The sequence below is a fragment of the Paraburkholderia fynbosensis genome, assembly GCF_902859935.1.
In the GTDB taxonomy this organism is placed as follows: Bacteria; Pseudomonadota; Gammaproteobacteria; order Burkholderiales; family Burkholderiaceae; genus Paraburkholderia; species Paraburkholderia fynbosensis.
In genome coordinates this window covers 236110-260439 of sequence record NZ_CADIKI010000009.1, presented here as the reverse complement: position 1 = coordinate 260439, position 24330 = coordinate 236110, and the positions used below count along the sequence as shown (strand labels likewise).

Genomic DNA, 24330 nt, shown 5'->3' with positions numbered 1-24330 from the left:
GTAATGCGGTGGTGGGATGGGATGTGGGCGCTATTCTGCAGGAAGCGTGCCATCGGCGGCTGCATACGGGTTGTCCTGACTAATCAACGAGTTGCGCAGGGGCGGTGGTTTCGGTTGTTCGTGGCAGAATACGGTGGCGGTTTCCTGAAACGTTTCATGGAACGTTTCAGGAGGCCAGTATCCGTCTGCCGAGCAGGAGCGCCGCCGTGTCCACTTTCACCTCATCCCTCGCGAATGCGAATCCCGCCCGCCCGGGCGTCGCTCTCGTCAGTATCAGCCGGCTGCAGTCGCTTTGCGAGGCAGTCGTGCCGCGCTACGCCGAACGCGCGCGATTCTTCCCGGTTCGCGAAGGCTACGAAGAGGCGGTCACCGCGTTGCAGGCGTACGTGGAAGCCGGCTCGGTCGACGTCGTGCTGGCCGCCGGATCGAACGGCGCGTATCTGCGCGAACACCTGAGCGTGCCGGTCGTGATGGTCAAGGTGAATGGTTTCGACGTGCTCAGCGCGATCACCCGCGCCGCCACCACGTGGCCTGGCGCGCGGATCGGGCTCGTGCTGCATGAAACGATCTCACACGAACTCGCCGACCTGAGCCCGTGGCTGAACGTCGGCCTGAAACAGCGAGCGTACCGCTCGGTCGATGAAGTGCGGTTCGCCGTCGACACTCTAGCCGCTGAAGGTTGCAGCGTGATCATCGGCCCCGGCATGGCATGCGATCTGGCGCAGCAGGCCGGGATGGAGAGCGTTTTCCTGTACTCGCTCGGCGCGGTCGAAGAGGCGTTCGAGCGCTCCGTCGAGCTGGCTCGCGTGAGCCGTCAGAAGGAGTCGAAGCGCGTGCGGCTGAACACGATCGTCGCGCATCTGCGCGACGGCGTGGCCGCCTTCGACGAAGCCGGCCAGCTCGAAGCCGTCAACCCGGCGATGCTCGAACTGCTCGGCCTTGGTGCGACGAAGGACGTCTCCTTGGGGGACGCCTTGAAGCAAGTTTCGCGGGGAGGCGCGCCGACTAACGCAAGAGGTTTCCGCGGCGAAGACGTCCTCCGAGGCGCCCATGTCCACGACCTTCCCGCGCAGATAACCCGCGCCGTCGGGCCGCTGCTGCGCGAAACGCTCGTGCACGACCGGCCGATCGAAGAACGTATCGAGCAGATCGGCGGCCGCGCGCTGATCGTCAACTGCGTGCCGATCGTCGAGCACGGCGTGCGCTCCGGCTCCGTGGTGACGGTGCAGGACGCGCTGGTCGCACAGCGGATCGATCGATCGCTGCGCACCAGCCAGCGGCCGAGCCATCTGGTGGCGCGGCATCAGCTGGACGATCTGATCGGCGGCTCGCCGGCGCTCGAGCGGGTGCGCCGGCTCGCCCGCGCCGGCGCGGCGCACGACGCGACTGTACTGCTCACGGGCGCAAGCGGCACCGGCAAGGAACTGGTCGCCCAAGGCATCCACAATGCCAGCCGGCGGCGCGGCAATCCGTTCGTCGCGTTCAATTGCGCAGCGCTGCCCGACGGGCTGATAGAGAGCGAACTGTTCGGCCACGAGGAGGGCGCGTTCACCGGCGCGCGCCGCGGCGGCAAGCCGGGGCTGTTCGAAATCGCCCATACCGGCACGATCTTCCTCGACGAGATCGGCGAAATGCCGGCCGCGCTGCAGAGCAGGCTGCTGCGCGTGCTGCAGGAGCGCGAGGTGATGAAGCTCGGCTCAGGCCGCGCCACGCCGGTAGACGTGCGGGTCATTGCCGCGACCCACCGTAACCTGCACGCGTTGGTCGAGCAGGGCCTGTTTCGGGCGGATTTGTATTTTCGCCTCAACCTGCTTCAGATAGAATTGCCGCCGCTGCGCGAACGGCGCGCCGACATCGCGCCACTGGCGCGGCACTTGTTGAGGCGCAGCGCGCTCCAGTATGGTTTGCCGGAGGCGGCGCAGGAGCAGGTGCTGGCGTTTCTCGCTCCGCTTTTCGAGCACTACGCATGGCCGGGCAATGTGCGGGAGCTGGAGAACCTGCTGGCGCGTGCGGCAATCTATTCCGGCGATGCAACCGCGGGCGCGTTGCAGGATTGGCAGGCGGTGTTCCCCGAGTTTGGTAGGATGAAGCAGGTGGCGACGGTCGATGCGACTCTGGCTGCGCCCAATGTCACTGTCGGAAACCATTCGCCCCGCCTCACGCCCACTCGCGAGGACGCTTTGAACGCCCTCGAACGGTCCGCCGGCAATCGCGCCGCGGCAAGCCGGGCGCTCGGAATCGGCCGCACCACCCTCTGGCGACTACTGAAAAATTAGCCCGATAGTCGGTGGTAGAAAAATAAATAGCGTCAGACTATCAACATCATTAAAACAATCCGCTTTACCTATTAAACGTCGTCTGACATACTGACTCCACTTTCCAACCACTCAGAAAGAGGACTCAGCAAATGCCGATCATCAACAGTCAAGTCAAACCGTTCAAGGCTCAGGCTTATCACAACGGCGAGTTCAAGACCGTCACTGAAGAAAGCCTGAAGGGCAAGTGGTCGGTTTTCGTTTTCTACCCGGCCGACTTCACGTTTGTTTGCCCCACCGAACTGGGCGACCTGGCCGATCGCTACGCCGAATTCCAGAAGCTCGGCGTCGAAATCTACAGCGTGTCGACCGATACGCACTTCACGCACAAGGCATGGCACGACACGTCGGACACGATCCAGAAGATCAAGTACCCGATGCTCGCTGACCCGACCCTGGCTATCTCGCGCAACTTCGACGTGCTGATCGAAGAAGAAGGTCTGGCACTGCGCGGTACGTTCGTGGTCAACCCGGAAGGCGAGATCAAGCTGTGCGAAATCCACGACAACGGTATCGGCCGTGACGCAGGCGAACTGCTGCGCAAGGTGCAGGCTGCGCAATACATCGCGGCTCACCCGGGCGAAGTTTGCCCCGCCAAGTGGACGCCGGGCGCAGACACGCTGACCCCGTCGCTCGACCTGATCGGCAAGATCTAAGAAGGTCGCAAGACTTTCGCAGTCGGCGCCTCGCGGCGCCCAGGCAGCAGTTCAGCAGTACCGTGCGGGCCGTTTTCATACAGCGGCTCGCGCGTCCCCGGTCCGCACCGGTCCTATCCGGACGGCGTGCGGCGCCGGGACACCAACACCCCTCGTCACGGAATCGAATCGCCATGCTTGATGCCAATCTCAAGACTCAGTTGAAAACGTACCTCGAAAAGGTTAGCAGGCCTATCGAGATCGTCGCCTCTCTGGACGACAGCGCAAAATCGCAAGAGCTGCTGGCATTGCTGAACGATATCGCGACGTTGTCGGAGCGCGTGAGCGTGGTCGAGCGCCGCGGCGACAGCGAACGCAAGCCGTCGTTTTCGATAGGCGAACCGGGCAAGGAAACGGGTATCCGTTTCGCCGGTATTCCGATGGGGCATGAATTCACGTCGCTCGTCCTTGCACTGCTGCAGGTCGGCGGCCATCCGGTCAAACTCGACGACGCGGTGATCGAACAGATCCGCAACCTCGACGGCGACTATCAATTCGAAACGTATTTCTCGCTGTCGTGCCAGAACTGCCCGGAAGTCGTCCAGGCGCTGAACGTGATGGCGCTGATCAACCCGCGCATTCGCCACGTCGCGATCGACGGCGCGTTGTTCCAGAACGAAGTCGAAGCGCGCCAGATCATGGCGGTACCGACGATGTTCATGAACGGTGAAGTGTTCGGCCAAGGCCGTAGCGGCGTGAAGGAAATCCTTGCGAAGCTCGACACCAACGCCGGTGCCCGCGCCGCGAAGGAACTGGAAAAGAAGCCGGTGTTCGACACGCTGATCGTCGGCGGTGGCCCGGCGGGCGCGGCGGCGGCGATTTACTCGGCGCGCAAGGGCATTGCGACGGGTGTCGTGGCGGAACGCTTCGGCGGCCAGGTGCTCGACACGCTCGCGATCGAAAACTTCGTCTCGGTGACGGAAACCGAAGGACCGAAGTTCGCGACGGCGCTCGAACAGCACGTGAAAGCGTATGAAGTGGACATCATGGATGTGCAGCGCGCCGAAGCGCTGATTCCGGGGCGCATCAACGAAGTGCGTCTGGCCAATGGCGCGGTGCTGAAGGCCAGGACCATCATTCTGGCGACCGGTGCGCGCTGGCGCGAAATCAACGTGCCGGGCGAGCGCGAATATCGCAATCACGGCGTGGCGTACTGCCCGCACTGCGATGGCCCGCTGTTCAAGGGCAAGCGCGTTGCGGTGATCGGCGGCGGCAATTCGGGCGTCGAAGCGGCAATCGACCTCGCGGGCATCGTGCGCGAACTGACGCTGTTCGAATTCGGCGCGACGCTGCGTGCCGATGAAGTGCTGCAACGCAAGCTGCGCAGCCTCGCCAACGTGACCATCGTCACGCAGGCACAGACGACTGAAATCACCGGCGACGGCAAGAAGGTCGACGGTCTGGTCTACAAGGACCTGAAATCGGGCGAAGTGAAGACGGTCGAACTGGAAGGCGTGTTCGTGCAGATCGGCCTCGTGCCGAACACGGAGTGGCTCAAGGGCACGGTCGAGTTGTCCAAGCACGGTGAGATTGTTGTCGATGCACGCGGTGCGACGTCGGTGCCGGGCGTGTTCGCCGCGGGCGACGTGACCACGGTGCCGTTCAAGCAGATCGTGATCGCGGTAGGCGAGGGCGCGAAGGCGTCGCTGTCCGCATTCGATCACCTGATCCGCAACAGCGAAGAAGTCGAAGCGGTCAGCGAGACGGAAGCCGAAGCAGCGGTTTGATGCAGTCAGTGTGAGCAGTGAGCGGCGGCCTGCGGGCCGCCGTTTTGTTTGTGCAAGCGGCGTGGCTCGCGCGAACACGCAGCTTGCTTCAAAAGAGTTGCAAAAAAAAAGCCGCCCGACGTTTCGTCGGGCGGCTTTTTTGTGGCGTACAGGAAGGTGTCGCGTTGCTATCGCCGGTCGACCGAATATTTGCCGGCGCCGGTCACGCACAACAAAAGCAGTCCGCCGATGATGCTGATGTTCTTATAGAAGTGGATCATGTTGTCGTACTGCACCGCGCCGGTCATGTTCCAGTAGTGGTGGCCGATGATCGCGGTGCCCAAGGTATAAACCGCGAGCAGCAGGGCGAGCGGCCGCGTAAAAAATCCGACCAGCAGGGCGATGCCAACGCCAAGCTCCATGACCACCGCGATGATCGCCGACAACTCGGGCACGGGCGCGCCGCTCGACGTCATATAGGCGACGGTGCCGGAGAAGCCCGTGAGCTTCGACCAGCCGAACATCACGAACAGCACCATCAACACGATGCGGGCGACGAGAATGATCGCGTCTTTCTGGTTTTCAAATAGGGTATAGCGCATGATTTTTCCGGTAGGGTAGAGCGGTATGGTTCGCCGCCTGTCGGCTTGCGGCGAACCACGTTTAAACGGGAAGCAGCCGATGCTTCAGGCCCACAACGCCGATGTTTCGATGTTACGCAGATCGAACACCAGCACTTCCGCGTCACGACCTTGCGCGAAGCTCAGCGCTTCTTCGCCGCGTACTCGCGCGCCATCGCCTTCGCCGAGTTCGACTCCGTTCACCGTGACACTGCCGCGCGCCACGTGAATGTACGCATAACGATCGCTGGCCAGTTCGAGCCGCGCCGTTTCCGCGCCGTCGAACAGTCCGGCGTACACCCGCGCATCCTGCTGCAGCGCCAGCGAACCATCGGTGCCCTCCGGCGACATCACGAGGCGCAACACGCCGCGCTTCTCGTCCGCACTGAAATGCCGCTGCTGATAACGCGGCGCCGTGCCCTTTTCGACGGGGGCGATCCAGATCTGCAGGAAGTGCACCGGCTCGCTCTTCGAATGGTTGTATTCGCTGTGCGCCACGCCGGTTCCCGCGCTCATCAACTGGACGTCGCCAGGGACGATCACCGAGCCGGTGCCCATCGTGTCCTTATGCTCGAGCGCTCCTTCCAGCACGTACGAAAAGATCTCCATGTCGCGGTGCGGATGCTTGCCGAAACCTTGCGCCGGGGCGACACGGTCATCGTTGATCACGAGCAGGTCGGAGAAGCCATTCTGCTTCGGGTCGTGATAGTGCGCAAAGGAAAACGTGTGACGCGAGCTGAGCCAGCCATGTTCTGCACGGCCACGTTGATTGGCTTGTCTGATGTCGAGCATTTTTTTCTCCGTTGGGTTGTGCGATCCGGGCCAGTTATTCGTCCGTGATCCATGAATGAGAGTGTAGGTCAATCTAGATGGTTATAATCGACGAAAAATTGGAAACACTGTCACCCTGGAGTGGACGATAGAATGCAGCTCGACGACATGCGAATCTTCGTCGCCACGGTCGACGCGCGTAGCTTCACCGCCGCTGCCAGCCGGCTGTCGCTGTCGAAGCAGTTCGTGAGCCGCCGGGTCATGGCGCTGGAAGAGGCGCTCGGCGTGCCGTTGCTGATCCGCAATACGCGCAAGCTGGCCGTGACCGAACTAGGTCAGGAGTTTTACGAGCGCGCGAGACGCATCCTCGGTGAGGTCGAAGACGCCGAGCAGGCGATGTCGCTGCGGCGCGCCGGGCCGCGCGGGCTGCTGCGCGTCAGCGCGCCGATGTCGTTCGGCATGATGCATTTGTCGCCGCTGGTGGCGATGTTCCTGCGCGAGCACGGCGAGGTGCGCTTCGACATGGAGCTGAGCGACCGCACCGTCGACGTGGTGGGCGAGGGCTTCGACATGGCGATCCGCATTGGCACGCTGGCCGACTCCACGCTGGTCGCGCAAAAGCTCGTCGACGTCAGGCTGGTGGCGTGTTGCAGCCCGGGGTACGTGCGCCGGCGCGGCGCGCCCGCCGTGCCGGCCGATCTGCAACGTCATTCATGCCTGTTATACGGTCATGGCGGCGTGGTCAGCTGGGACTTCGTAGTCGACGGCGTGGTGAAGGGCGTCGAAGTGCGTGGTCCCTTGCGGGCCAACAATGGCGATCTGATTCGCGACGCGGCCGTGGCCGGCCTGGGGATTGTTCGGCTTCCTGATTTTATCGTCGCCGATGCGCTCAGGAGCGGTCAGCTCGTGCCGGTCCTCGAAGCGTTTTTGCCTGGCGCGACCAGCGTGTATGCGGTGTATCCGCAACATCGGCAAAGCTCAGTCACGATTCGGGCTTTTGTGGACTTCCTGCGCAAGCATTTGCAGAAGACGCTGGCGGCGTGACGGGGCGAGGGCTTGCAAGCCCGCGTGCGCACCGAGACGGTGGGCGTGACCGCCTACCGCCCCGCGCTCCAACTCGCTCACCCATTGCGGAAAATAAAGCTGTACCCATTCAACGCAGGTACACCGCCCAAATGCGCATACAACACGCGCGAGCCTTCCGGAAATTCTCCATTGCGCACCATGTCGATCATGCCGTGCATCGACTTGCCCTCATATACCGGGTCGGTCAGCACGCCTTCGAGCCGTGCGCACAAGCGAATCGCCTCCAGCGTGCCTTCGTTCGGCAGACCGTATTCCGGACCGCCGAAGCGCTCGTCGAGCACCACGTCTTTCGCGATGATGTCCCGGCCGAGGTCGACCTGTTCCGCTGTCTGTTTCGCAATCCGCATGATCTGTTCGCGGGTCTGCGCGGGTTTCGCCGACGCATCGATGCCGATCACGCGCTCGGCGCGCCCGTCGGCGGCAAAGCCCACCACCATGCCGGCCTGCGTGCTGCCCGTCACCGAGCACACGACGATGTAGTCGAACCGGAAGCCCAGTTCGGCTTCCTGCTGCCGCACTTCTTCGGCGAAGCCGACGAACCCGAGGCCGCCCAGCGGATGATCGGAGCAGCCGGCCGGAATCGCGTACGGCTTGCCGCCGGCGGCGCGTACGCTTTCCAGCGCGTCCTCCCAGCTTTTGCGAAAGCCGATGTCGAAGCCGTCGCTCACCAGTCGGACGTCGGCGCCCAGAATGCGCGACATCTGGATGTTGCCGACGCGGTCATAGACAGCATCCGAGTAGTTGACCCAGTTCTCCTGCACGAGTACGCACTTCATGCCCAGATGCGCGGCGACCGCGGCCACCTGACGGGTCTGGTTCGACTGGATCCCGCCGATCGACACCAGCGTGTCGCAACCTTGCGCCAGCGCTTCGGGAATCAGGTACTCGAGCTTGCGCGTCTTGTTGCCGCCGAATGCAAATCCGCTGTTGCAGTCCTCGCGCTTCGCATACAGATGCACCTTGCCGCCGAGGTGCTCGCTCAAGCGCTTGAGCGGCTGGATCGGCGTCGGTCCAAAGGTGAGCGGGTAGCGGGGGAATCGTTGCAGGTTCATGGCAGCTCCGTGGTCATAGGGTTGTCGACGCGACTGGGAAGCCGTCGCGTTGAATCAATGGTAGGGAAAAGCGGCTGAAATGAGCTTGCGAAAAAATTCATTTAGACATACTTTTGAAAATGTCTACCGAGAAATTCATTAATAAAAATTCGTCCTGAAAACCATGAGCGCAACAAAAATTCGCACGACAGAAAAGCCGGCCCCTGCCTCCGCCGTGAACACCGACCCGCTTCAGGCGCTCGACCGGATCGATCGGGCGATCCTGCGGCAGTTGCAGACCGACGCATCCATTTCCAACGTCGCGCTGGCCGCCAAGGTCAAGCTGAGTGCGCCGGCCTGCTTGCGGCGCGTCGAACGGCTGAAGGAGTCGGGGCTGATTCGGGGAGTGGTCGCGTTGATCGACCCGAAGGCCGCCGGTGCGGGCATGCTGGTGATCATCGGCGTGGTGCTGGACCGTTCCACGCCGGAGTCGTTTGCCGAGTTCGAGAAAGCCGCGCAGAAGGTGCCCGGCTGCATGGAGTGCCACGTCGTGACCGGCGAGTTCGACTATTTCATGACGGTCCGCACGCGCGACAGCGACAGCTTCAATCGCCTGCACGCGGAGCAATTGCTTTATCTGCCGGGCGTGAGGCAAATCCGCTCTTTCATGGTGCTCAAGGAAATCCTCTCGACAACACGCTTTCCGCTGTGACGCGAGCCGTTGCGTCCACGCCGTCCGGCTTCCAACCGAGGCGGCGGCCGCAGTGGAACGCTTGCGTTGGGGCGGCCGCCCGCCTCGCCGCCGACCCGGCTTACACCCGATTCGAGCGCGCTGCCTACCGATGTGGCGCATATTTTGCACATCTGGCTCGGTCGGCATATCTTTCTCATGAACCGGTTCATACACAAGCCCGCGTGGGCGGCCTTTTGGCCGCAGGGGCAGTGAAGCCTTGCCGGATAGTGCATGTCGATCTCTGAAAAAATTACATGCCGTAAAGTAACTGCGCGGCAGTCGCCCGATTTTTAGCCGTTGCGGCCTCGGGCGAGAACATAACCCCCTTCGCTATACGCGAGATCGGAGGCTTCTGGTGTTGAACAGCCGTAGAAAGCGGAGCGGCGAGCTTCGCAATAAACACATAAGCATCGCGGCAACGTCTGTGGTCGCCGTGACACTTGGCGGCATTGCCTTCCTGCCGGGCTCGGCGTCGGCGCAGACGCCCTCACCGCTGGGCGAGTGGCAATACTCGGCCGGCATTCCATTGCAGAAGATGTACCAGCCGAACATTCCCGACTGGCAGGTGCGTGTCGGTGTGGCGACGTCGTTCCAGCCACGCTTCGAGGGCTCGGCCCGTTATCACGTCGTGGCCGGACCGAGCATCGACGTGCGCTACAAGGACCTGTTCTTCCTGTCGAGCGGTGAAGGGTTCGGGGCCAACGTCGCGCAGGGCGAGAACTGGCGCGTCAGTCTGGCCGCCGTCTACGACCTCGGGCGTCGCGGGCGCGACGATCCCCAGGAGCTGAACGGACTCGGCAACATCAACTTCGCGCCCGGCGTCAAACTGGCGGGCGAATACGTGGTGTCGAAGGACTTCCCGCTGGTGTTGCGCGCGGACATCCGGCGTTACTTCGGCGGCTCGAATGGCTGGATCGGCGACTTGGGTGCCTATATGCCGATGCCGGGCAGTTCGAAGACGTTCTTCTGGTTCGCCGGTCCGAACGTGTCGATCGCGGACTCCACCTACATGAACAGCTGGTTCGGGGTCAACCAGCAGCAGGCCGCGAACTCGCAGTTTTCGCAGTACCACGCGAGCGCGGGGGTCAAGTCGGTGGGATTCGGCGTGAGCGCGGTGTGGCTGTTCAACAAGCACTGGTTCGCGACGGCCGACGGCGCATTTCAGCAACTGGTCGGCAGCGCCGGCAACAGCCCGATCACGCGCAGCAGGGCCAATGGTGTGGCCGACATTTCCATCAACTACCGCTTCTGACGAAACGTTTCGACATTCGCAGGAAGGGGCGGCGGCGTGGAGTCGCCGTCCCCCGGTTCTTTCCCTCGCCGCGAAAGCGAGCCGGCGCTCGCGGGTACATCGATTGCTGCTTGCTTGTTTGCGCGTGAGACCGGCCTTCCACCGGCGCGCCCGAATACAAGGAGCCCCTCCCCATGGCAGGTAATACGAGCACCCGGACGCCAGCGGCGGCAAGCGCAGAGGCGAACGATCCGAAATCGAAAGACCTCGAACAGTTTCGAGTGAGTCCAGATGGCCAGGCCCTGCGAACCAATCAGGGCGTCAAGATCTCCGATAATCAGAACACGCTGCGAGCCGGCCCGCGCGGCCCCTCGCTGCTTGAAGATTTCATCATGCGCGAGAAGATCACGCATTTCGACCACGAACGCATTCCCGAGCGCATCGTGCATGCGCGCGGCTCGGCCGCGCACGGTGTATTTCAGGTGTACGAGTCGCTGAGCGAGTACACCAAGGCCGCGTTCCTTCAGGACCCGTCCGTGCAAACGCCGGTCTATGTGCGTTTTTCGACCGTGCAGGGCCCGCGCGGCTCGGCCGACACCGTGCGAGACGTGCGCGGCTTCGCGGTGAAGTTCTACACGCAGGAAGGTAATTACGATCTGGTCGGCAACAACATGCCGGTGTTCTTCATCCAGGATGCGATAAAGTTTCCGGACTTCGTGCACGCGGTGAAACCGGAAGCACCGAACGAGATGCCGACCGGCGGTTCCGCGCACGATACCTTCTGGGACTTCGTGTCGCTCGTGCCCGAGTCCGCGCACATGGTGCTGTGGACCATGTCGGATCGCGCGATTCCGCGCAGCCTGCGCACGATGGAGGGCTTCGGCATTCACACGTTCCGCTTCGTCAACGCGCAAGGCAAGGGCCGCTTCGTCAAATTCCACTGGCGCCCGGTGCTGGGCTCGTACTCGCTGCTCTGGGACGAGGCGCAGAAACTCGCGGGCAAAGACCCGGATTTTCATCGGCGTGATTTGTGGCAGGCGATCGAACGGGGCGACTTCCCCGAGTTCGAGCTAGGCGTGCAGATCATCGAGGAAGAGGACGAGCACAAGTTCGACTTCGACCTGCTCGATCCGACCAAGCTGATTCCGGAAGAACTGGTGCCGGTGAAGATCGTCGGCAAGCTGACGCTCAATCGCAATCCCGACAACTTCTTCGCCGAGACCGAACAGGTCGCGTTCCATCCGGGCCACGTCGTGCCGGGTATCGATTTCTCCAACGATCCGCTGCTGCAAGGCCGCCTGTTCTCGTACACGGATACGCAGATCAGCCGTCTCGGCGGCCCGAACTTTCACGAGATTCCAATTAACCGGCCGGTGTGCCCATTCAACAACAACCAGCGCGATGCGATGCACCGCCAGGCGATCCACGTGGGACAGGCTTCGTACGAGCCGAACTCGTTGAACGGGGGCTGGCCGAAGGAAACCGACCCGGCACCGTCGGACGGCGGCTTCGAAAGCTATCAGGAGCGCGTGGAAGGCACCAAGATCCGCGTGCGCAGCGAGTCGTTCGCCGATCATTTCTCGCAGGCCGCGCTGTTTTACAACAGCATGTCTCAGCCCGAGAAAGACCATATCGCCGCCGCGTATCAGTTCGAACTCGGCAAGGTGACGAAGCCGGAGATTCGCGCGCGCGTGGTCAACGAGATCCTCGCCAACTTCGATGCAGGACTGGCGGCGACCGTCGCCGAAGGTCTGGGTCTGCCCGCGCCGAAGAAGGGCACGGCGAAGCTTTCCGGTCCTAAGGAGTCGCCGGCGCTGAGTCTGCTCAATCGCGTGAAGCCGGGCATCAAGACCCGCAAGATCGCGTTGCTGGCCGCGCCGGGTTCCGATGGCGGCGCGATCGGGAAGCTTCAGCAGGCGCTGCAGGGCGAGGGGGCGACGCCGATGTTGATCGCGCCGACGCTGGCCGCGATCGACGGTCTCGCGCCAGACGCGACGATTGCCGGTTTGCCGTCGATCACGTTCGATGCGGTGATCGTCGTGGGTGGCGACGCGGGCGCGAAGGCGCTGGCGCAATCGGGTGACGCGCGGCATTTCGTCCTCGAAGCGTTCAAACACCTGAAGGCGATCGCGGCGCTCGGCGCGGGGCGTGACGTGCTGAGCGCGGCGCATTTGCCGGACCACGCGGACGGCGTCGTGACCGGCGAGGACAAACAGCTCACCGACGTGCTGACGGCTTTCATCAAGGCGGCCGAACAGCATCGCGTGTGGTCGCGTGCGGCGCAGGCGGAGACGGTCCCTGCGTAGGGGTTGCGGCGAGCGATTATCCGAGGCCCGCGTGAGCGGGCTGCTCATCGAGGTATCAGCAGAACTGGCCGGTGAACACCGGCCAGTTTTTTCGCGTGTGCAGCAACGCGCGTGCAGCGCCGGTACAGCGGCGCGAAGTCTACGGGTTCGCTCGCGTGCCATGCAACCGATGCGTATTCTTCGGCGCCGCCGCAGCGGATGCGGCCGCCGCGGACACACCGGCCGGTCCTTCCGGAATATCACTCGGGCGGGAGGCCTGAACGGTCTGCGGATAGAGCACGAGCAACGCGCGCAACACACCGTTGGTCCAGCCGAAACCATCCTGCAGCGGATATTCGCCACCACCCGCGACGACGCTTGGCGTGGCCGCATCGACATCGTATTTCTCGACGAGCTTGCCGGTATGCTGGTAGTACGCAACGTTGGTTCTGATCCAGCGCGTCGCGATGGCCTGCGCGAGCGCCGGTTCGCTATAGCGCCGCAAGCCGATTACCGCCAGATACTGCAACGGCGCCCAGCCGTTGGGCGCGTCCCATTGCTGGCCGCTGTTCACCTGGGTGGTCGCGAGGCCGCCCGGCCGCAACAGTTCGCGCCGCACGGTCGCGGCGACGGTCTTCGCCTGCTGGCGGCTGGCTACGCCCGTATACAACGGATACACCGTCGCGGCGGTGAGCCTGTGCGTCAGCGTGCGATGCTCGAAGTCGTAGTCGCCGAAGGCCTGCAACTGCGGGTCCCACAACACGCGGCGAATCGTGTCGGCGCGTGTCGCGGCGCGCCGCTCCATATTTTCCGCATGCGTGATGTCGCCGCGCAGCCGGTATGCCTTCGCGAGCGTGCGCTCGAGATCGACCAGCAGACAGTTCAGATCGACCGGCACGAGCGACGTCACGTCCACCGTGGCGAGCGTTTTGCCGTCGGCGAACCAGCGCGAGCTGAAATCCCAGCCGGTTTCGCCGCCCGCGCGCAGATTGCGCCACAACTGCGCAGAGTCGCGCTGCGGCGTCTGCTGCGCGGTAAGCATGTCTTCACGATACGATTCGTCGCGCGGCGCCGCGCGTTCGTCCCAATAGCGATTGAGCAGCGTGCCATCCACGAGCCGCACCACGTGCCGGTTAGCCTCACCCGCGGGCAGGCCGTCGCTGCCGTTCATCCAGTACGCGTATTCACGCTGCAACTCGGGCAGGTATTGCGCATAGACGCCGTCGCCGTCCTTGTCCGCGACGAGCCGCACCATCTGCGCGAAGAACGGCGGTTGCGAGCGGCTCAGGTAATACGTGCGGTTACCGTTCGGGATATGCCCATACCGGTCGATCAGGGTTGCGAAGTTCTTCAGTTCGTCGACAACCAGTTCATGCTGGCCGCTCTGTTCGAGCCCGAGCATGATGAAGTACGAGTCCCAGTAATAGATCTCGTCGAAGCGGTCGCCCGGCACGATGTACGCATGCGGCAGCGGCAGCAGCGACGACCAGGGACTCGCGGTCGCATCGGGTTCGCGGCGCAGCACGTTCCACAGCGTATCGATATGGCCCACCACATCCTGATTCGGATCGGAGACGTACACCTTCTCGGTGCGGGAGGGCAACGTGAAGTTGCGCTTCACGAAGTCGGCGAGACTGAAGTTGGGCTGCTGCCTCGCGGTGTCGTAAGCGGCGGCGATCTGCGCGGGCGCCACGAGCGGCACCATGTCCGCGAAAGTCTTGCTGTCGGGAAAGAGATGCGCGAGTTGCACGTCGCGATACAACGCGGCGTACTGCTCGGAGGGCGGCACAGGAACCACTGGCGACGCCTGGGTAGGCGGCTCGACATGCACGGCGACCGTGGTCACGCTCACGGGTGCCGCTTCTGCGGAAGTCGGGGTTGGAGCCGACGCGGCAAGCGACGCATGCCACACGAGCGACGCGGCGAGAGCGTAACGCAGCGCAGCGAGGGGGAAGAACGAGGGGGAAGAGGGCATCGGCGAATGAATGGAAGAGTGGCAGGCCTTGAACGGTCGGATGAAACGGCATCCATCGCACGATGGACCCGCGTGCGTCACGCAAAGTTGCGTTCGTCCTCAGGAGCCCCGCCCAGCAGGCCTGAGCGAGACTATGTGCGTCTCAAAAACAGCCGTCATCCTGTATGATGACGGCCGTTGTAGCGCGACCAAATCACTGCGCGAAAAACCCGAAAAATATTCCGGATCACGTCGATTCGTTATGCCGAAGACAGAAAAAATGACCGCATCGCAGGCCATCGACCAGAACCGTTTTCGTAGCATCATCCGCCGCAATATCGCATTGCCTTTGGGTGTCGGCCTCGTCACGATGGCGGTCTTCGCCGGGCTGATCGCCTATCTGGTCTCGACGATGAACTGGGCCGAGCACTCCGAGCGTGTGATCGGCCAGGCCAACGACATGTTGCGCCTCGCGGTCGGTCGCGAATCGTCGATGCGCGGCTTCCTGATCACGGGCGACGAGAGCTTTCTCTCGCCCTACGAAACCGGCGGCCCCAAGTTCAAGACGCAGGTCGAAGCGCTGCAGGAAATGGTGGCCGACAATCCTGCGCAAGTCGAAAGACTCAAGCAGATCCAGGCGATCCAGCAGCGCTGGGCGCGCTTCGCCGAAGAGATGATCGATGCGCGCCGGCGCAATCAGGATTATGAAACCGCCGTGGCGAGCGGGCGCGGCAAGATCGAGTTCGACGAAACGCGCCGTGAATTCAGCGATTTTCTCGATGTCGAATTGCGTCTGCGCCAGGAGCGCGCCGACGCGACGCGCCGCGTCACGACCACACTGGTGAGCGTGTTCCTTCTGTTCAGTCTGAGCGTGAGCGCGCTGCTCGCCTGGATGGGCCGACGCGAACTGATGGGCCTGTCCGCCACTTACGACGGCGCGTTGCGTCAGCAGGCCGAGCAAACCGAAGCGTTGCAGGAACAGGTGTGGCTGCGCTCCGGACAGCGTCTGCTGGCGGAAAAAGTGGTCGGCCAGGCGAGCCCGCCGCTGGTGGGCCGCGCGGTGCTCGACTTCCTCGCGCAGTATCTGGACGCGGTCGTCGGTGCGCTCTACGTGCGCGACAAACAGCACGGCACGCTGCGCCGCATCGCCGCATACGGCTTCAGCCGCGAAAGCGAGCAGGGCGCCGCGCGTCATTTCGAGGAAGGCGAAACGCTGGTCGGCCAGGCGTCGCTCGCACGCCGCACGCTCATTCTGCGCGACGTGCCTGCGAATTATGTGCAGGTGGTGTCCGCCACCGGCAAGAGCGCGCCGAAGAACCTGCTGATCATGCCGGTCGTCAACGACGGCCAGGTCAACGGCGTCATCGAACTGGGCTTCATCCGCGAACTGACCCCGCGCGACGAGACCTTCATGGAACTGGTCGGCAACAGCATCGGCGACTTCATCGAAGCCGCGTTGTATCGCGAGCGGCTGCAGGATGCACTCATCGAAACGCAGCAGTTGAACGAAGAGTTGCAGGTGCAGCAGGAAGAATTGCGCGTCTCCAACGAAGGACTCGAAGAGCGCGGCCGCGCGTTGATGGAATCGCAAACACGCCTCGAAGCGCAGCAGGCCGAACTCGAGCAGACCAATGTGCAGCTCGAGGAATATGCGCAGCGTCTGGAGCGGCAGAAATCGGACCTGCTGCGCGCGCAGGACGATCTCGCGGCCAATGCTGAGCGCCTCGAACAGTCGAGCCGCTACAAGTCCGAGTTTCTCGCCAACATGTCGCACGAACTGCGCACGCCGTTGAACAGTTCGCTGATCCTCGCCAAGCTGCTGCAGCAGAACCGCACCGGCAATCTGACCGAGGAGCAGGTGCGTTACGCAGAGACGATTCATGCGTCCAACAGTGATCTGCTGGTGCTGATCAATGACATCCTCGATCTGTCCAAGGTCGAAGCGGGTCAGGTGACGGTCGAACTCGAAACGGTCTCGATCGACGCGACGCTGCAGGCGCTCGAAGAGATGTTCAAGCCGCTGGCGGGCGCGAAGCATCTGCATCTCGTGTTCGACCGCTTGCCGGGCACGCCGGACACGTTCATCACCGACGGCCAGCGCGTCACGCAGATTCTGCGTAACCTGCTGTCGAACGCGGTGAAGTTCACCGAGCGCGGCGAGGTGGCGCTGTCGGTGGCGCCGGCCGAAGGCGATCAGTTGCGCATCGACGTGCGCGATTCCGGCATCGGCATTGCGGGCGACAAGCTCGAGATGATCTTCGAAGCGTTCCAGCAGGCCGACGGATCGACCAGCCGACAATATGGCGGCAGCGGCCTGGGCTTGTCGATCTCGCGCGAGTTTGCGCAGTTGCTCGGTGGCCGGATCACCGTCGCGAGCGAAGTGGGCAAGGGCAGTGTGTTTACGCTGTGGCTGCCGCTCGATGCGCAGGCGGCGTTGGCGGAAAGCCACGGGACAGCGGCGCTCGCTTCGGCTCAGACCCATGGACATGCATCCACACGTGCGCCCGAACCGGTAAGCACCGCAGCCACGGCAGCCACCGCAGCGGAGCCGCTACTCGTCCGCACGCCGTCGAGCAGCGTTCAAACCGCGGTGATCTCGCCAGCCAACGGCCTCCTCGCAGGCAATCCGCCGGAGGCCGCCGGCGGCACGATCGCCGACGATCGCGACAATCGCACGCGCCCCGGCCGTCTGATCGTCGGCGTCGAGGACGATCTTGCGTTCGCCGAAATCCTGCGCGATCTCACGCATGAACTCGACTTCGATTTCGTCCACGCAAGTGACGCGGCCAGCGGCCTCACGGTGGTGCGCGACATGCTCCCGGCGGCGGTGCTGCTCGACGTCGGCCTGCCGGACCGTTCCGGGCTGACCGTGCTGGAGTGGCTCAAGAACGATCCGCTCACGCGCCATATTCCAATTCACATCGTCTCGGCCACCGACCATGCCGACAAGGCGTTGCACCTCGGCGCGATCGGCTATACGCTCAAGCCGACCGCGCGCACCACGATGGAAGCCGCGATCCGCCGTCTCGAAGCGCGTTTGCAGCAGCGCCTCAAACGCGTATTGGTGATCGAAGACGACGCGCCGATGCGCGAGAGCATCCGCGCACTGCTGCAAAGCGAGAACACCGAAATCGTCGCGGTTGCGACGCTCGCGGAGGCGCTCGACTATCTGGCGAAGTTCACGTTCGATTGCGTCGTGACCGATCTCGCGCTGCCCGACGGCACCGGCTACGACCTGCTCGAACGGCTCGCCGCGAACACCGCGCATGCGGCGCTGCCGGTCATCGTCTACACGGGGCGCATGCTGTCCGACGACGAAGAGCACCGTCTGCGCCGCTATTCGAAGTCGATCATCATCAAGGGTGCCAAATCGCCCGAACGTTTGCTCGATGAAGTCACGCTGTTCCTGCACAGCGTGGAGTCCTCGCTCGCGCCCGAGCAGCAGCGCATGCTGCGTACGGTGCGTCAGCGCGATAACGCATTCGAAGGCCGCACGATCCTGCTGGCCGAAGACGACGTGCGCAATATCTTCGCGCTGTCGCACGTGCTGGAGCCGCTCGGCGCGAAGCTGGAGATCGCGCGCAACGGACGCGAAGCGCTCGACGCGCTTGAAAACGGCCCCGAAGTGCATCTGATCCTGATGGATGTCATGATGCCCGAGATGGATGGTCTGACCGCGATGGGCGAGATTCGCCGCAATCCGCGTTTCGCGCATCTGCCGATCATCGCGCTGACCGCAAAGGCGATGGCCAACGACCGCACGCGCTGCCTCGAAGCCGGCGCCGACGACTACGTGTCCAAGCCCATCGACGTCGACAAGCTGGTCGCGCTATGCCGCGTCTGGTTGCGGCAACGGTAGCGAAGGAGAGCCAGTGGACAGCAGGATCACGATGAACAGCCAGCCGGAATTCGACGCGCCGCACCGCATGAGCGACTTCGACATCGAGTTGAAACTGCTGCTGGAGGCGATTTATCTGAAGTATCAGCATGACTTCCGGCACTATGCGATCTCGTCGCTGCGGCGCCGTCTGTCGCAGGCACTGGAGGAGTTCGGCCTGAAGACGCTCTCGCAGTTGCAGGACCGCATCATGCGTAACGGCGACGAATTCTCGCGGCTGTTCCAGTATCTGACGGTGCAGGTCAGCGACATGTTTCGCGATCCTGCCTATTTTCTCGCGCTGCGCGAGCACGTGCTGCCGCGGCTGCGCACATATCCGTCGATCAAGGTGTGGGTGGCGGGTTGCAGCACGGGCGAGGAACTCTGGTCGCTGAAAATCCTGTTCGACGAGGAAGGCCTGACCGAGCGCACGCTGTTCTACGCGACCGACATCAACCCGGATGCGCTCGCGCGCGCCGAGTCCGGCATCTACGCGCTCGACCGGATTCGGGGCTTCACGCAGAACTACCTGGCAGCGGGCGGCAAGCGTTCGCTGTCAGACTACTATCATGCTGCGTACAACGGCGCGCGCTTCGCCGGTTCGCTCAAAGAGCGCGTGGTGTTCGCCGACCACAGCCTGTCCACCGACGAGGTCTTTCTCGAAGCGCACCTGGTCTCGTGCCGCAACGTGCTGATCTATTTCGACCGCGGCCTGCAGGATCGCGCACTGGGCCTGTTCGAAAACGCGCTGGTGCGGCGCGGGTTCCTCGGTCTGGGCAGCAAGGAAAGCCTGCGTTTTTCCAGTCATTACGAAGCGTTCGACGAATTCCGTCCCGGCGAACGCATTTATCAGAAGCGCTAGCACGCTCATCATGCCACGCTCAACGGTCAAGCCAGCCGTCGATTCCCAAGCCGATGCCGCCACCACGCGCGGCTACGATCTCGTCGTGATCGGCGGCTCGGCGGGCGGCATCGAAGTGCTGAACATCCTGCTCAGCGCACTGCCTGCGGGCTTTGCGCCGGCCGTAATGATCGTCACGCATCTGCCACCCGGTTCGCCGAGCTATCTGGTGCACGCGTTTGCGCATCGCTGCGCGTTGCCGGTGCTGGAACCCGATGCGGGCGAGCGGATCATGCCGGGGCGCGTGCATGTCGCGCCGCCGGGTTATCACATGCTGGTGGAAGTGGACCGCACCGTTGCCTTGTCGACCGATGCCGCCGTGCGCTTTTCGCGCCCGTCGATCGACGTGCTGTTCGAGTCGGCGGCCACGGTGTATGGCGAGCGTTTGCTCGCGATCCTGCTCTCCGGCGCCAACGACGACGGCGCGCAAGGACTCGCGCAGGTGCGTGCGCAGGGCGGCACTGCCTGGGTGCAGGCGCCCGACACTGCTGTCTCGCCCGAAATGCCGCGCGCCGCGATCGAACGCGGCGCTGCCGACTCCATCTACAATCCTGCAACTATGGCCCGGCGGCTTGCCGCATTGCCGGCCTCTCTCTGATTCGATGCCATGACGAACTCACCTGTGAACATCCTGATCGTCGACGACATCGTCCACAACATCACCGCGCTCAAAGCGTTGCTCGCGCGGCCGGACATTGCCGTGCTGGTGGCCGATTCGGGAACCGCGGCGCTCGACCTGCTGCTCAAGCACGAAGTCGCGCTCGCCATTCTCGACGTCAACATGCCCGGCATGAACGGCTTCGAACTCGCCGCGCTGATGCGTGGCAGCCCGCGCACGTCGCACGTGCCGATCATCTTCCTGACGGCGACCGCACAGGACGCCTCGCGCACGTTCCGCGGCTACGAAGCCGGCGCGGTCGACTTCCTGTACAAGCCATTCGATCCGCGCATTCTGCAGTCGAAGGTCGACGTGTTCGTTCAGCTCGAACAGCAGAAGCGCCAGCTTGCCGCACAACTCGCCACCACGCGGCAGATGCTGGAAGCCAACGAAATGCTGATGGCGGTGCTGAGCCACGACTTGCGCACGCCGCTCGGCGCGGTGCTGGCGTCGGCCGAATACCTGATGCGCACGGCGGCCGACGAACAGTCGGTCACGGTGGCGGCTCGGGTGAAAAACAGCTCGCTGCGCATGGCGCGCATGGTCGATCAGCTGCTCAACCTTGCGCGACTGCAGGGTGGCCGTCTGCCGTTGCAGCCGCGCTCGATCGAACTGGCGACGCTGTGCCGCTCGGTGATCGATGAATTCGCCTCGCAAAAGAGCGGCAAGCGGATCGTGTTCGAAAGCCGTGGTAACACGGCCGGCGCGTGGGATACGGACCTGGTCTGGCAAGCCGTGTCGAATCTGGTCAGCAACGCGCTGCATCACGGCGCGCCGGATGGCGACATCGGCGTCGAGGTGGACGGCGACGCGGTCGAGTCGGTCCGCCTGAAGGTCTCCAATCGCGGCACGATTCCGGCCGAGGTGTTTCCGCATCTGTTCAAGGCGTTCGGGTCGAACGGCAACGGGCGTTCGCGCGAAGGCCTGGGGCTCGGGCTGCATATCGTGCAGGAGATCGCGCGGATGCATGGCGGCAACGTCAGTGTCGATTCGAACGAAGCGACCGGGACCCTGTTCACGATCGAATTGCCGAGGATGGTGACGTTGCAGCGCGGCTCGTTCACGCGCAAATAAAGGCGCGCTGCGGCGCGTGAATCGCTGTGCCGCGCGAACGGCCGGCTCCCGGTCGCGCTGTGCTACGCTTGCCGGACCCGAATCCACGCAGCGCGACCCGAATCTCATCATGCGTTCCTGGCGCATCGCTCCACCTCACCGAAGCGGACAGATCAGCACCGCGCGCGCGACCGAGCTAGTCATGTCGATCTCGCAGCCCGACGCGGATGCGCTCGCGGCGAGCATGCTGAAAACCGTCGGCGATGCGCTACCGGTTTCGCAGTGCACCATCTTTGCGTACGAATTCGACGCGCGTCCGCGCACCGTGTCGGCCGCGGATCATCGCGGCGGCCGTTTTCTGCGCGACGTGGCCGAGCGCTACGCGACGCATTTCTACGCGCTCGACGGCAATCGCGCGATTATCGGCCGCGCGCCGCGTGCGCAGGCTCGCGACGCGTTGGTGCTGCATCAGCAGCGCAGCGAAGAGATCGAAAACGAAGCCTACCGCGCGGCCTGCTATGCGCAGCCCAACGTGTCCGACCGCCTGTCGTTGCTGATGCGGCCGGTGGACAGCGTCTGGCTGTCGATTAATCTGTATCGCGACAGCGCGTACGGCAGTTTTGCGGCGGGCGAGCTGGAGTACGTCGAGAGCGTCGCGCATCTGTTCGCCCATGCGGCGAAAAGCCATTACGCGCTTAACGGGCAGCATCAGCAAGGCCCGGCTGCCGCGATGCTCGCGCGCGTTCGGCGCGCATGTCCGCAACTCACCCCGCGCGAACTCGACGTGCTGCGCGGCACGCTCGAAGGCGCGAGCGCCGTGGAAATCGCGGCGCGGATGGGCGTGAAGCCCGCGAGCGTCGTCACATATCAGAAGCGCGCTTATGCACGGCTCGGCATCTCCAGCCAGCGGCAGTTGTTCGCGTTGTGCATGCAGCAGGAACGGGCCTGAGCCGCCCTCGCTTCGTCTTGCGTCGGCGCACGTCGACGATCACAGCCCCGGCCATGCTCAGCGCGCTGCGCGCTTTGCACGCCCATCGGCCTGAGTTTCACGGTCCCAGCGTTTGAGCCAGGACATGAGGAAGTCCGCGAAACCGTCGGCGGGCGGTGACAGCGCGCGTTCCGTCGAACGGTACACGCACACCTCGCGAATCGTTTCCGGATCGACGATGCGCTTCATCACCAGCCCGAACGTGCGCGCGAGCGGCGCGACGTAGGCCGGCGCGAGCGTGACGGCGAGCCCTTGCGACGCGAGGCCGAACGCGGTGGTGACGTTGTCCACCACGTCCACCGGAATGATGCGGGCTTCGACCGGCAGCTTGGCGAGCATCTGCCCGACGGCGCGCTCGTGGTCGCGGCCCGTGGCGACGATCGGCACGTCGCGCAGATGCTGCCACTGCACACGGCGCCGCGAGCTCAGTGGATGGCTCGGCGCGCACCACATCACCCACGGGCTCGCGAACGCGGGCTCGCAGCGCACGCGCGTGCCGCTTTGCCGGTCCGGGCCGATGGCGAGGTCCACGTCGCCGCTCTCGACGCGCTCCACCAGTTGCTCGACCACGGTGTCGCAAATCCGCACGACTACCTTCGGCTTGTCGCGCGCATAGTCGGCGATGGCCGCGGGCAACGCGGTGGCCGCGAGCACCAGCGGCGCGCCCACTCTGACGATGCCGGCGGCGCGGTTGCGGATGTCGTCGGCAGATTGCGCGGCCGCGCGCACGTGGCGCAGCACCGATTCGGCCGACGACAGAAAATCCTGCCCCGCGCTCGACAGATTGACGCGCCGCGTGGTCCGGTCGAACAGCCGGAAGCCGAGTTCCGTTTCGAGTTCGGCAAGCAACTGGCTGACGGCGGACGACGTGAGCCCGAGCCGTTGCGCCGCCGCGCCGATGCTATGCAGATCGACGATGGCGAGAAACGCTTCGAATTGCCGGAGAGTGACGCGTGTGAGTGGCATCCGGCGATTCTAAAGAAAAACTTACGAATCGTGAAAAATCGATTGATTGTGCGTGGCGGCCTCGTGGCCGACACTTGCCGGATCGACGCACGAATCGAAAGCCGCTTAGACTTCCGCTTGACCCTGTCGTGCGCCACGCGGCGCATCATCCGCATCGGATCAGGCCACATCGAGGCCATTCGAAGCGCATTCAAAGCGCCATTCGAAGCCGCATTCAAGGACTTGCCATGTTCGACCACATTCCGGCCTACCCAGGCGACCCGATTCTCAGCCTGAACGAAGATTTTCAACTGGATCCCCGCCCCAACAAGGTCAACCTGAGCATCGGCATCTATTTCGACGACGCCGGCAAGCTGCCGGTGATGGACGCCGTGCGCCGCGCCGAAACCGCGCTGCTCGACTCGATCGGGCCGCGCTCGTATCTGCCGATGGCGGGCCTGCCGCAGTATCGCGAGGCGGCGCAGGCGCTGGTGTTCGGCGCCCGCAGCGAGGCGCGCGCGGCGGGCCGGATCGCGACGTTGCAGACCATCGGCGGGTCGGGCGCACTGAAGGTCGGCGCCGATTTTCTGAGGCGCTATTTCCCCGCCTCGCAGATCTGGATCAGCGACCCCAGCTGGGAGAACCATCGCGTGGTGTTCGAGGGCGCGGGGCTGACCGTCAACACCTACCCGTACTACGACGCGCAAACGGGCGGCTTGCGTTTCGCCGACATGATCGACACGCTTGGGCGCCTGCCCGAGCGCAGCGTCGTGCTGCTGCATGCGTGCTGCCACAATCCGACCGGTGTCGATCTGAACCCTGGGCAATGGGCTGAACTGGTGCCGGTATTGCAGCGCCGCAAGCTGATCGCGTTCGTCGACATGGCCTACCAGGGTTTCGGCGCGGGTCTCGAAGAAGACGCCGCGTGCGTGCGTTTGCTGGCCGACGCGGGCGTGCCGTTGATCGCCGCGAATTCGTTCTCGAAGAATTTCTCGCTGTATGGTGAGCGCTGCGGCGCGTTGAGCGTGGTGTGCCAAAGCGCGGACGAGGCGACGCGCGTGCTCGGGCAACTGATGTCGGCGGTGCGCGCGAACTACAGCAATCCGCCCACGCACGGCGCCCGCCTGGTGGCCAATGTGCTCGCCGATGCGTCGTTGCGCGCGTCGTGGGAAGCCGAACTCGCCACCATGCGCGAGCGGATTCTCGCGATGCGCGGCACGATCCACGCGGGACTCGCAGGCCGTGTCGATGAAGTGATGCGCGCGCGTTACGTCGCGCAGCGCGGCATGTTCACGTATACGGGTTTGAGCGAAAGCCAGGTCGAACGTCTGCGCGCCGAATTCGCGGTCTATGTGCTGCGCTCGGGACGCATGTGCGTGGCAGGCCTGAATGAACGCAACGCCGGTTATGTGGCGTCGTCGATCGCGGCGGTGGTGGCGGTCGCATAACGGCGACGGCATCACGCCAATTGCATCACGGTG

General features: G+C 63.9%; 18 protein-coding genes. 13 read left to right on the top strand and 5 right to left on the bottom strand.

The features are described 5' to 3' along the window. Positions 1 to 206: 206 nt before the first annotated feature. From prpR to ahpF, 3 genes are all read left to right on the top strand, one after another. The gene (gene prpR, locus HV770_RS17400; protein ID WP_175161518.1) at positions 207 to 2276 is read left to right on the top strand and encodes a propionate catabolism operon regulatory protein PrpR; all 2070 of its coding nucleotides are present in this window, start codon (positions 207 to 209) and stop codon (positions 2274 to 2276) included. A gap of 131 nt (positions 2277 to 2407) precedes the next feature. Further along, the gene (gene ahpC, locus HV770_RS17395) at positions 2408 to 2971 is read left to right on the top strand and encodes an alkyl hydroperoxide reductase subunit C (protein ID WP_175161516.1); all 564 of its coding nucleotides are present in this window, start codon (positions 2408 to 2410) and stop codon (positions 2969 to 2971) included. A gap of 173 nt (positions 2972 to 3144) precedes the next feature. Beyond that, a complete protein-coding gene (ahpF, locus tag HV770_RS17390; protein ID WP_175161514.1) occupies positions 3145 to 4737 on the top strand; it encodes an alkyl hydroperoxide reductase subunit F in 1593 nt (530 codons plus the stop codon). Positions 4738 to 4904: 167 nt separating this feature from the next. On the opposite strand, the gene HV770_RS17385 is transcribed toward ahpF, so the two are convergent. Continuing rightward, on the bottom strand, positions 4905 to 5318 hold the full coding sequence (locus HV770_RS17385; RefSeq protein ID WP_168668055.1) for a DoxX family protein: 414 nt from the start codon (positions 5316 to 5318) through the stop codon (positions 4905 to 4907). Positions 5319 to 5402: 84 nt separating this feature from the next. Beyond that, positions 5403 to 6128 (bottom strand): pirin family protein, encoded by a 726-nt coding sequence (locus HV770_RS17380; protein ID WP_175161512.1) that lies wholly within the window; start codon positions 6126 to 6128, stop codon positions 5403 to 5405. 132 nt (positions 6129 to 6260) lie between these two features. On the opposite strand from HV770_RS17380, the gene HV770_RS17375 reads away from it, so the two are divergent. Then, positions 6261 to 7151 carry a LysR family transcriptional regulator gene (locus HV770_RS17375; RefSeq protein WP_175161510.1) on the top strand — a complete coding sequence of 297 codons (891 nt, stop codon included), beginning with the start codon at positions 6261 to 6263 and terminating at the stop codon, positions 7149 to 7151. 77 nt (positions 7152 to 7228) lie between these two features. Here HV770_RS17375 and HV770_RS17370 read toward each other — a convergent pair whose 3' ends face one another. Then, on the bottom strand, positions 7229 to 8245 hold the full coding sequence (locus HV770_RS17370; RefSeq protein ID WP_121322549.1) for a 1-aminocyclopropane-1-carboxylate deaminase: 1017 nt from the start codon (positions 8243 to 8245) through the stop codon (positions 7229 to 7231). Between the two features lie 163 nt (positions 8246 to 8408). Between HV770_RS17370 and HV770_RS17365 the strand changes: the two genes are divergently transcribed. From HV770_RS17365 to katE, 3 genes are all read left to right on the top strand, one after another. Continuing rightward, a complete protein-coding gene (locus HV770_RS17365) occupies positions 8409 to 8936 on the top strand; it encodes an Lrp/AsnC family transcriptional regulator (protein WP_175161509.1) in 528 nt (175 codons plus the stop codon). A gap of 376 nt (positions 8937 to 9312) precedes the next feature. Beyond that, positions 9313 to 10209, top strand: coding sequence for a MipA/OmpV family protein (locus tag HV770_RS17360; protein WP_175161507.1), 897 nt, complete (start codon positions 9313 to 9315; stop codon positions 10207 to 10209). A gap of 173 nt (positions 10210 to 10382) precedes the next feature. Further along, positions 10383 to 12494, top strand: coding sequence for a catalase HPII (gene katE, locus HV770_RS17355; protein WP_175161505.1), 2112 nt, complete (start codon positions 10383 to 10385; stop codon positions 12492 to 12494). A gap of 139 nt (positions 12495 to 12633) precedes the next feature. Here the strand turns inward: katE and treF are convergent, their stop codons facing one another. Beyond that, the gene (treF, locus tag HV770_RS17350; protein ID WP_175161503.1) at positions 12634 to 14448 is read right to left on the bottom strand and encodes an alpha,alpha-trehalase TreF; all 1815 of its coding nucleotides are present in this window, start codon (positions 14446 to 14448) and stop codon (positions 12634 to 12636) included. Between the two features lie 259 nt (positions 14449 to 14707). Between treF and HV770_RS17345 the strand changes: the two genes are divergently transcribed. The 5 genes from HV770_RS17345 to HV770_RS17325 all read left to right on the top strand — a co-directional run bounded on the left by HV770_RS17345 (position 14708) and on the right by HV770_RS17325 (position 21865). Then, positions 14708 to 18286, top strand: a complete 3579-nt coding sequence (locus tag HV770_RS17345; RefSeq protein ID WP_175161501.1) for a response regulator — start codon at positions 14708 to 14710, stop codon at positions 18284 to 18286. Between the two features lie 31 nt (positions 18287 to 18317). Continuing rightward, positions 18318 to 19166 (top strand): CheR family methyltransferase, encoded by an 849-nt coding sequence (locus HV770_RS17340; RefSeq protein WP_175161612.1) that lies wholly within the window; start codon positions 18318 to 18320, stop codon positions 19164 to 19166. A 10-nt stretch (positions 19167 to 19176) separates the two neighbouring features. Then, positions 19177 to 19803 (top strand): chemotaxis protein CheB, encoded by a 627-nt coding sequence (locus tag HV770_RS17335; protein ID WP_175161500.1) that lies wholly within the window; start codon positions 19177 to 19179, stop codon positions 19801 to 19803. 9 nt (positions 19804 to 19812) lie between these two features. After that, positions 19813 to 20937: a hybrid sensor histidine kinase/response regulator gene (locus HV770_RS17330; RefSeq protein ID WP_175161498.1), complete on the top strand. Its 1125-nt coding sequence runs from the start codon at positions 19813 to 19815 to the stop codon at positions 20935 to 20937. Positions 20938 to 21046: 109 nt separating this feature from the next. Next, a complete protein-coding gene (locus tag HV770_RS17325; protein ID WP_175161496.1) occupies positions 21047 to 21865 on the top strand; it encodes a helix-turn-helix transcriptional regulator in 819 nt (272 codons plus the stop codon). A 57-nt stretch (positions 21866 to 21922) separates the two neighbouring features. Here HV770_RS17325 and HV770_RS17320 read toward each other — a convergent pair whose 3' ends face one another. Next, positions 21923 to 22870, bottom strand: coding sequence for a LysR family transcriptional regulator (locus tag HV770_RS17320; protein ID WP_175161494.1), 948 nt, complete (start codon positions 22868 to 22870; stop codon positions 21923 to 21925). 227 nt (positions 22871 to 23097) lie between these two features. Here HV770_RS17320 and HV770_RS17315 point away from each other — a divergent pair, with 227 nt between their 5' ends. Next, on the top strand, positions 23098 to 24297 hold the full coding sequence (locus HV770_RS17315) for an amino acid aminotransferase (RefSeq protein ID WP_175161492.1): 1200 nt from the start codon (positions 23098 to 23100) through the stop codon (positions 24295 to 24297). Positions 24298 to 24330 lie beyond the last annotated feature (33 nt).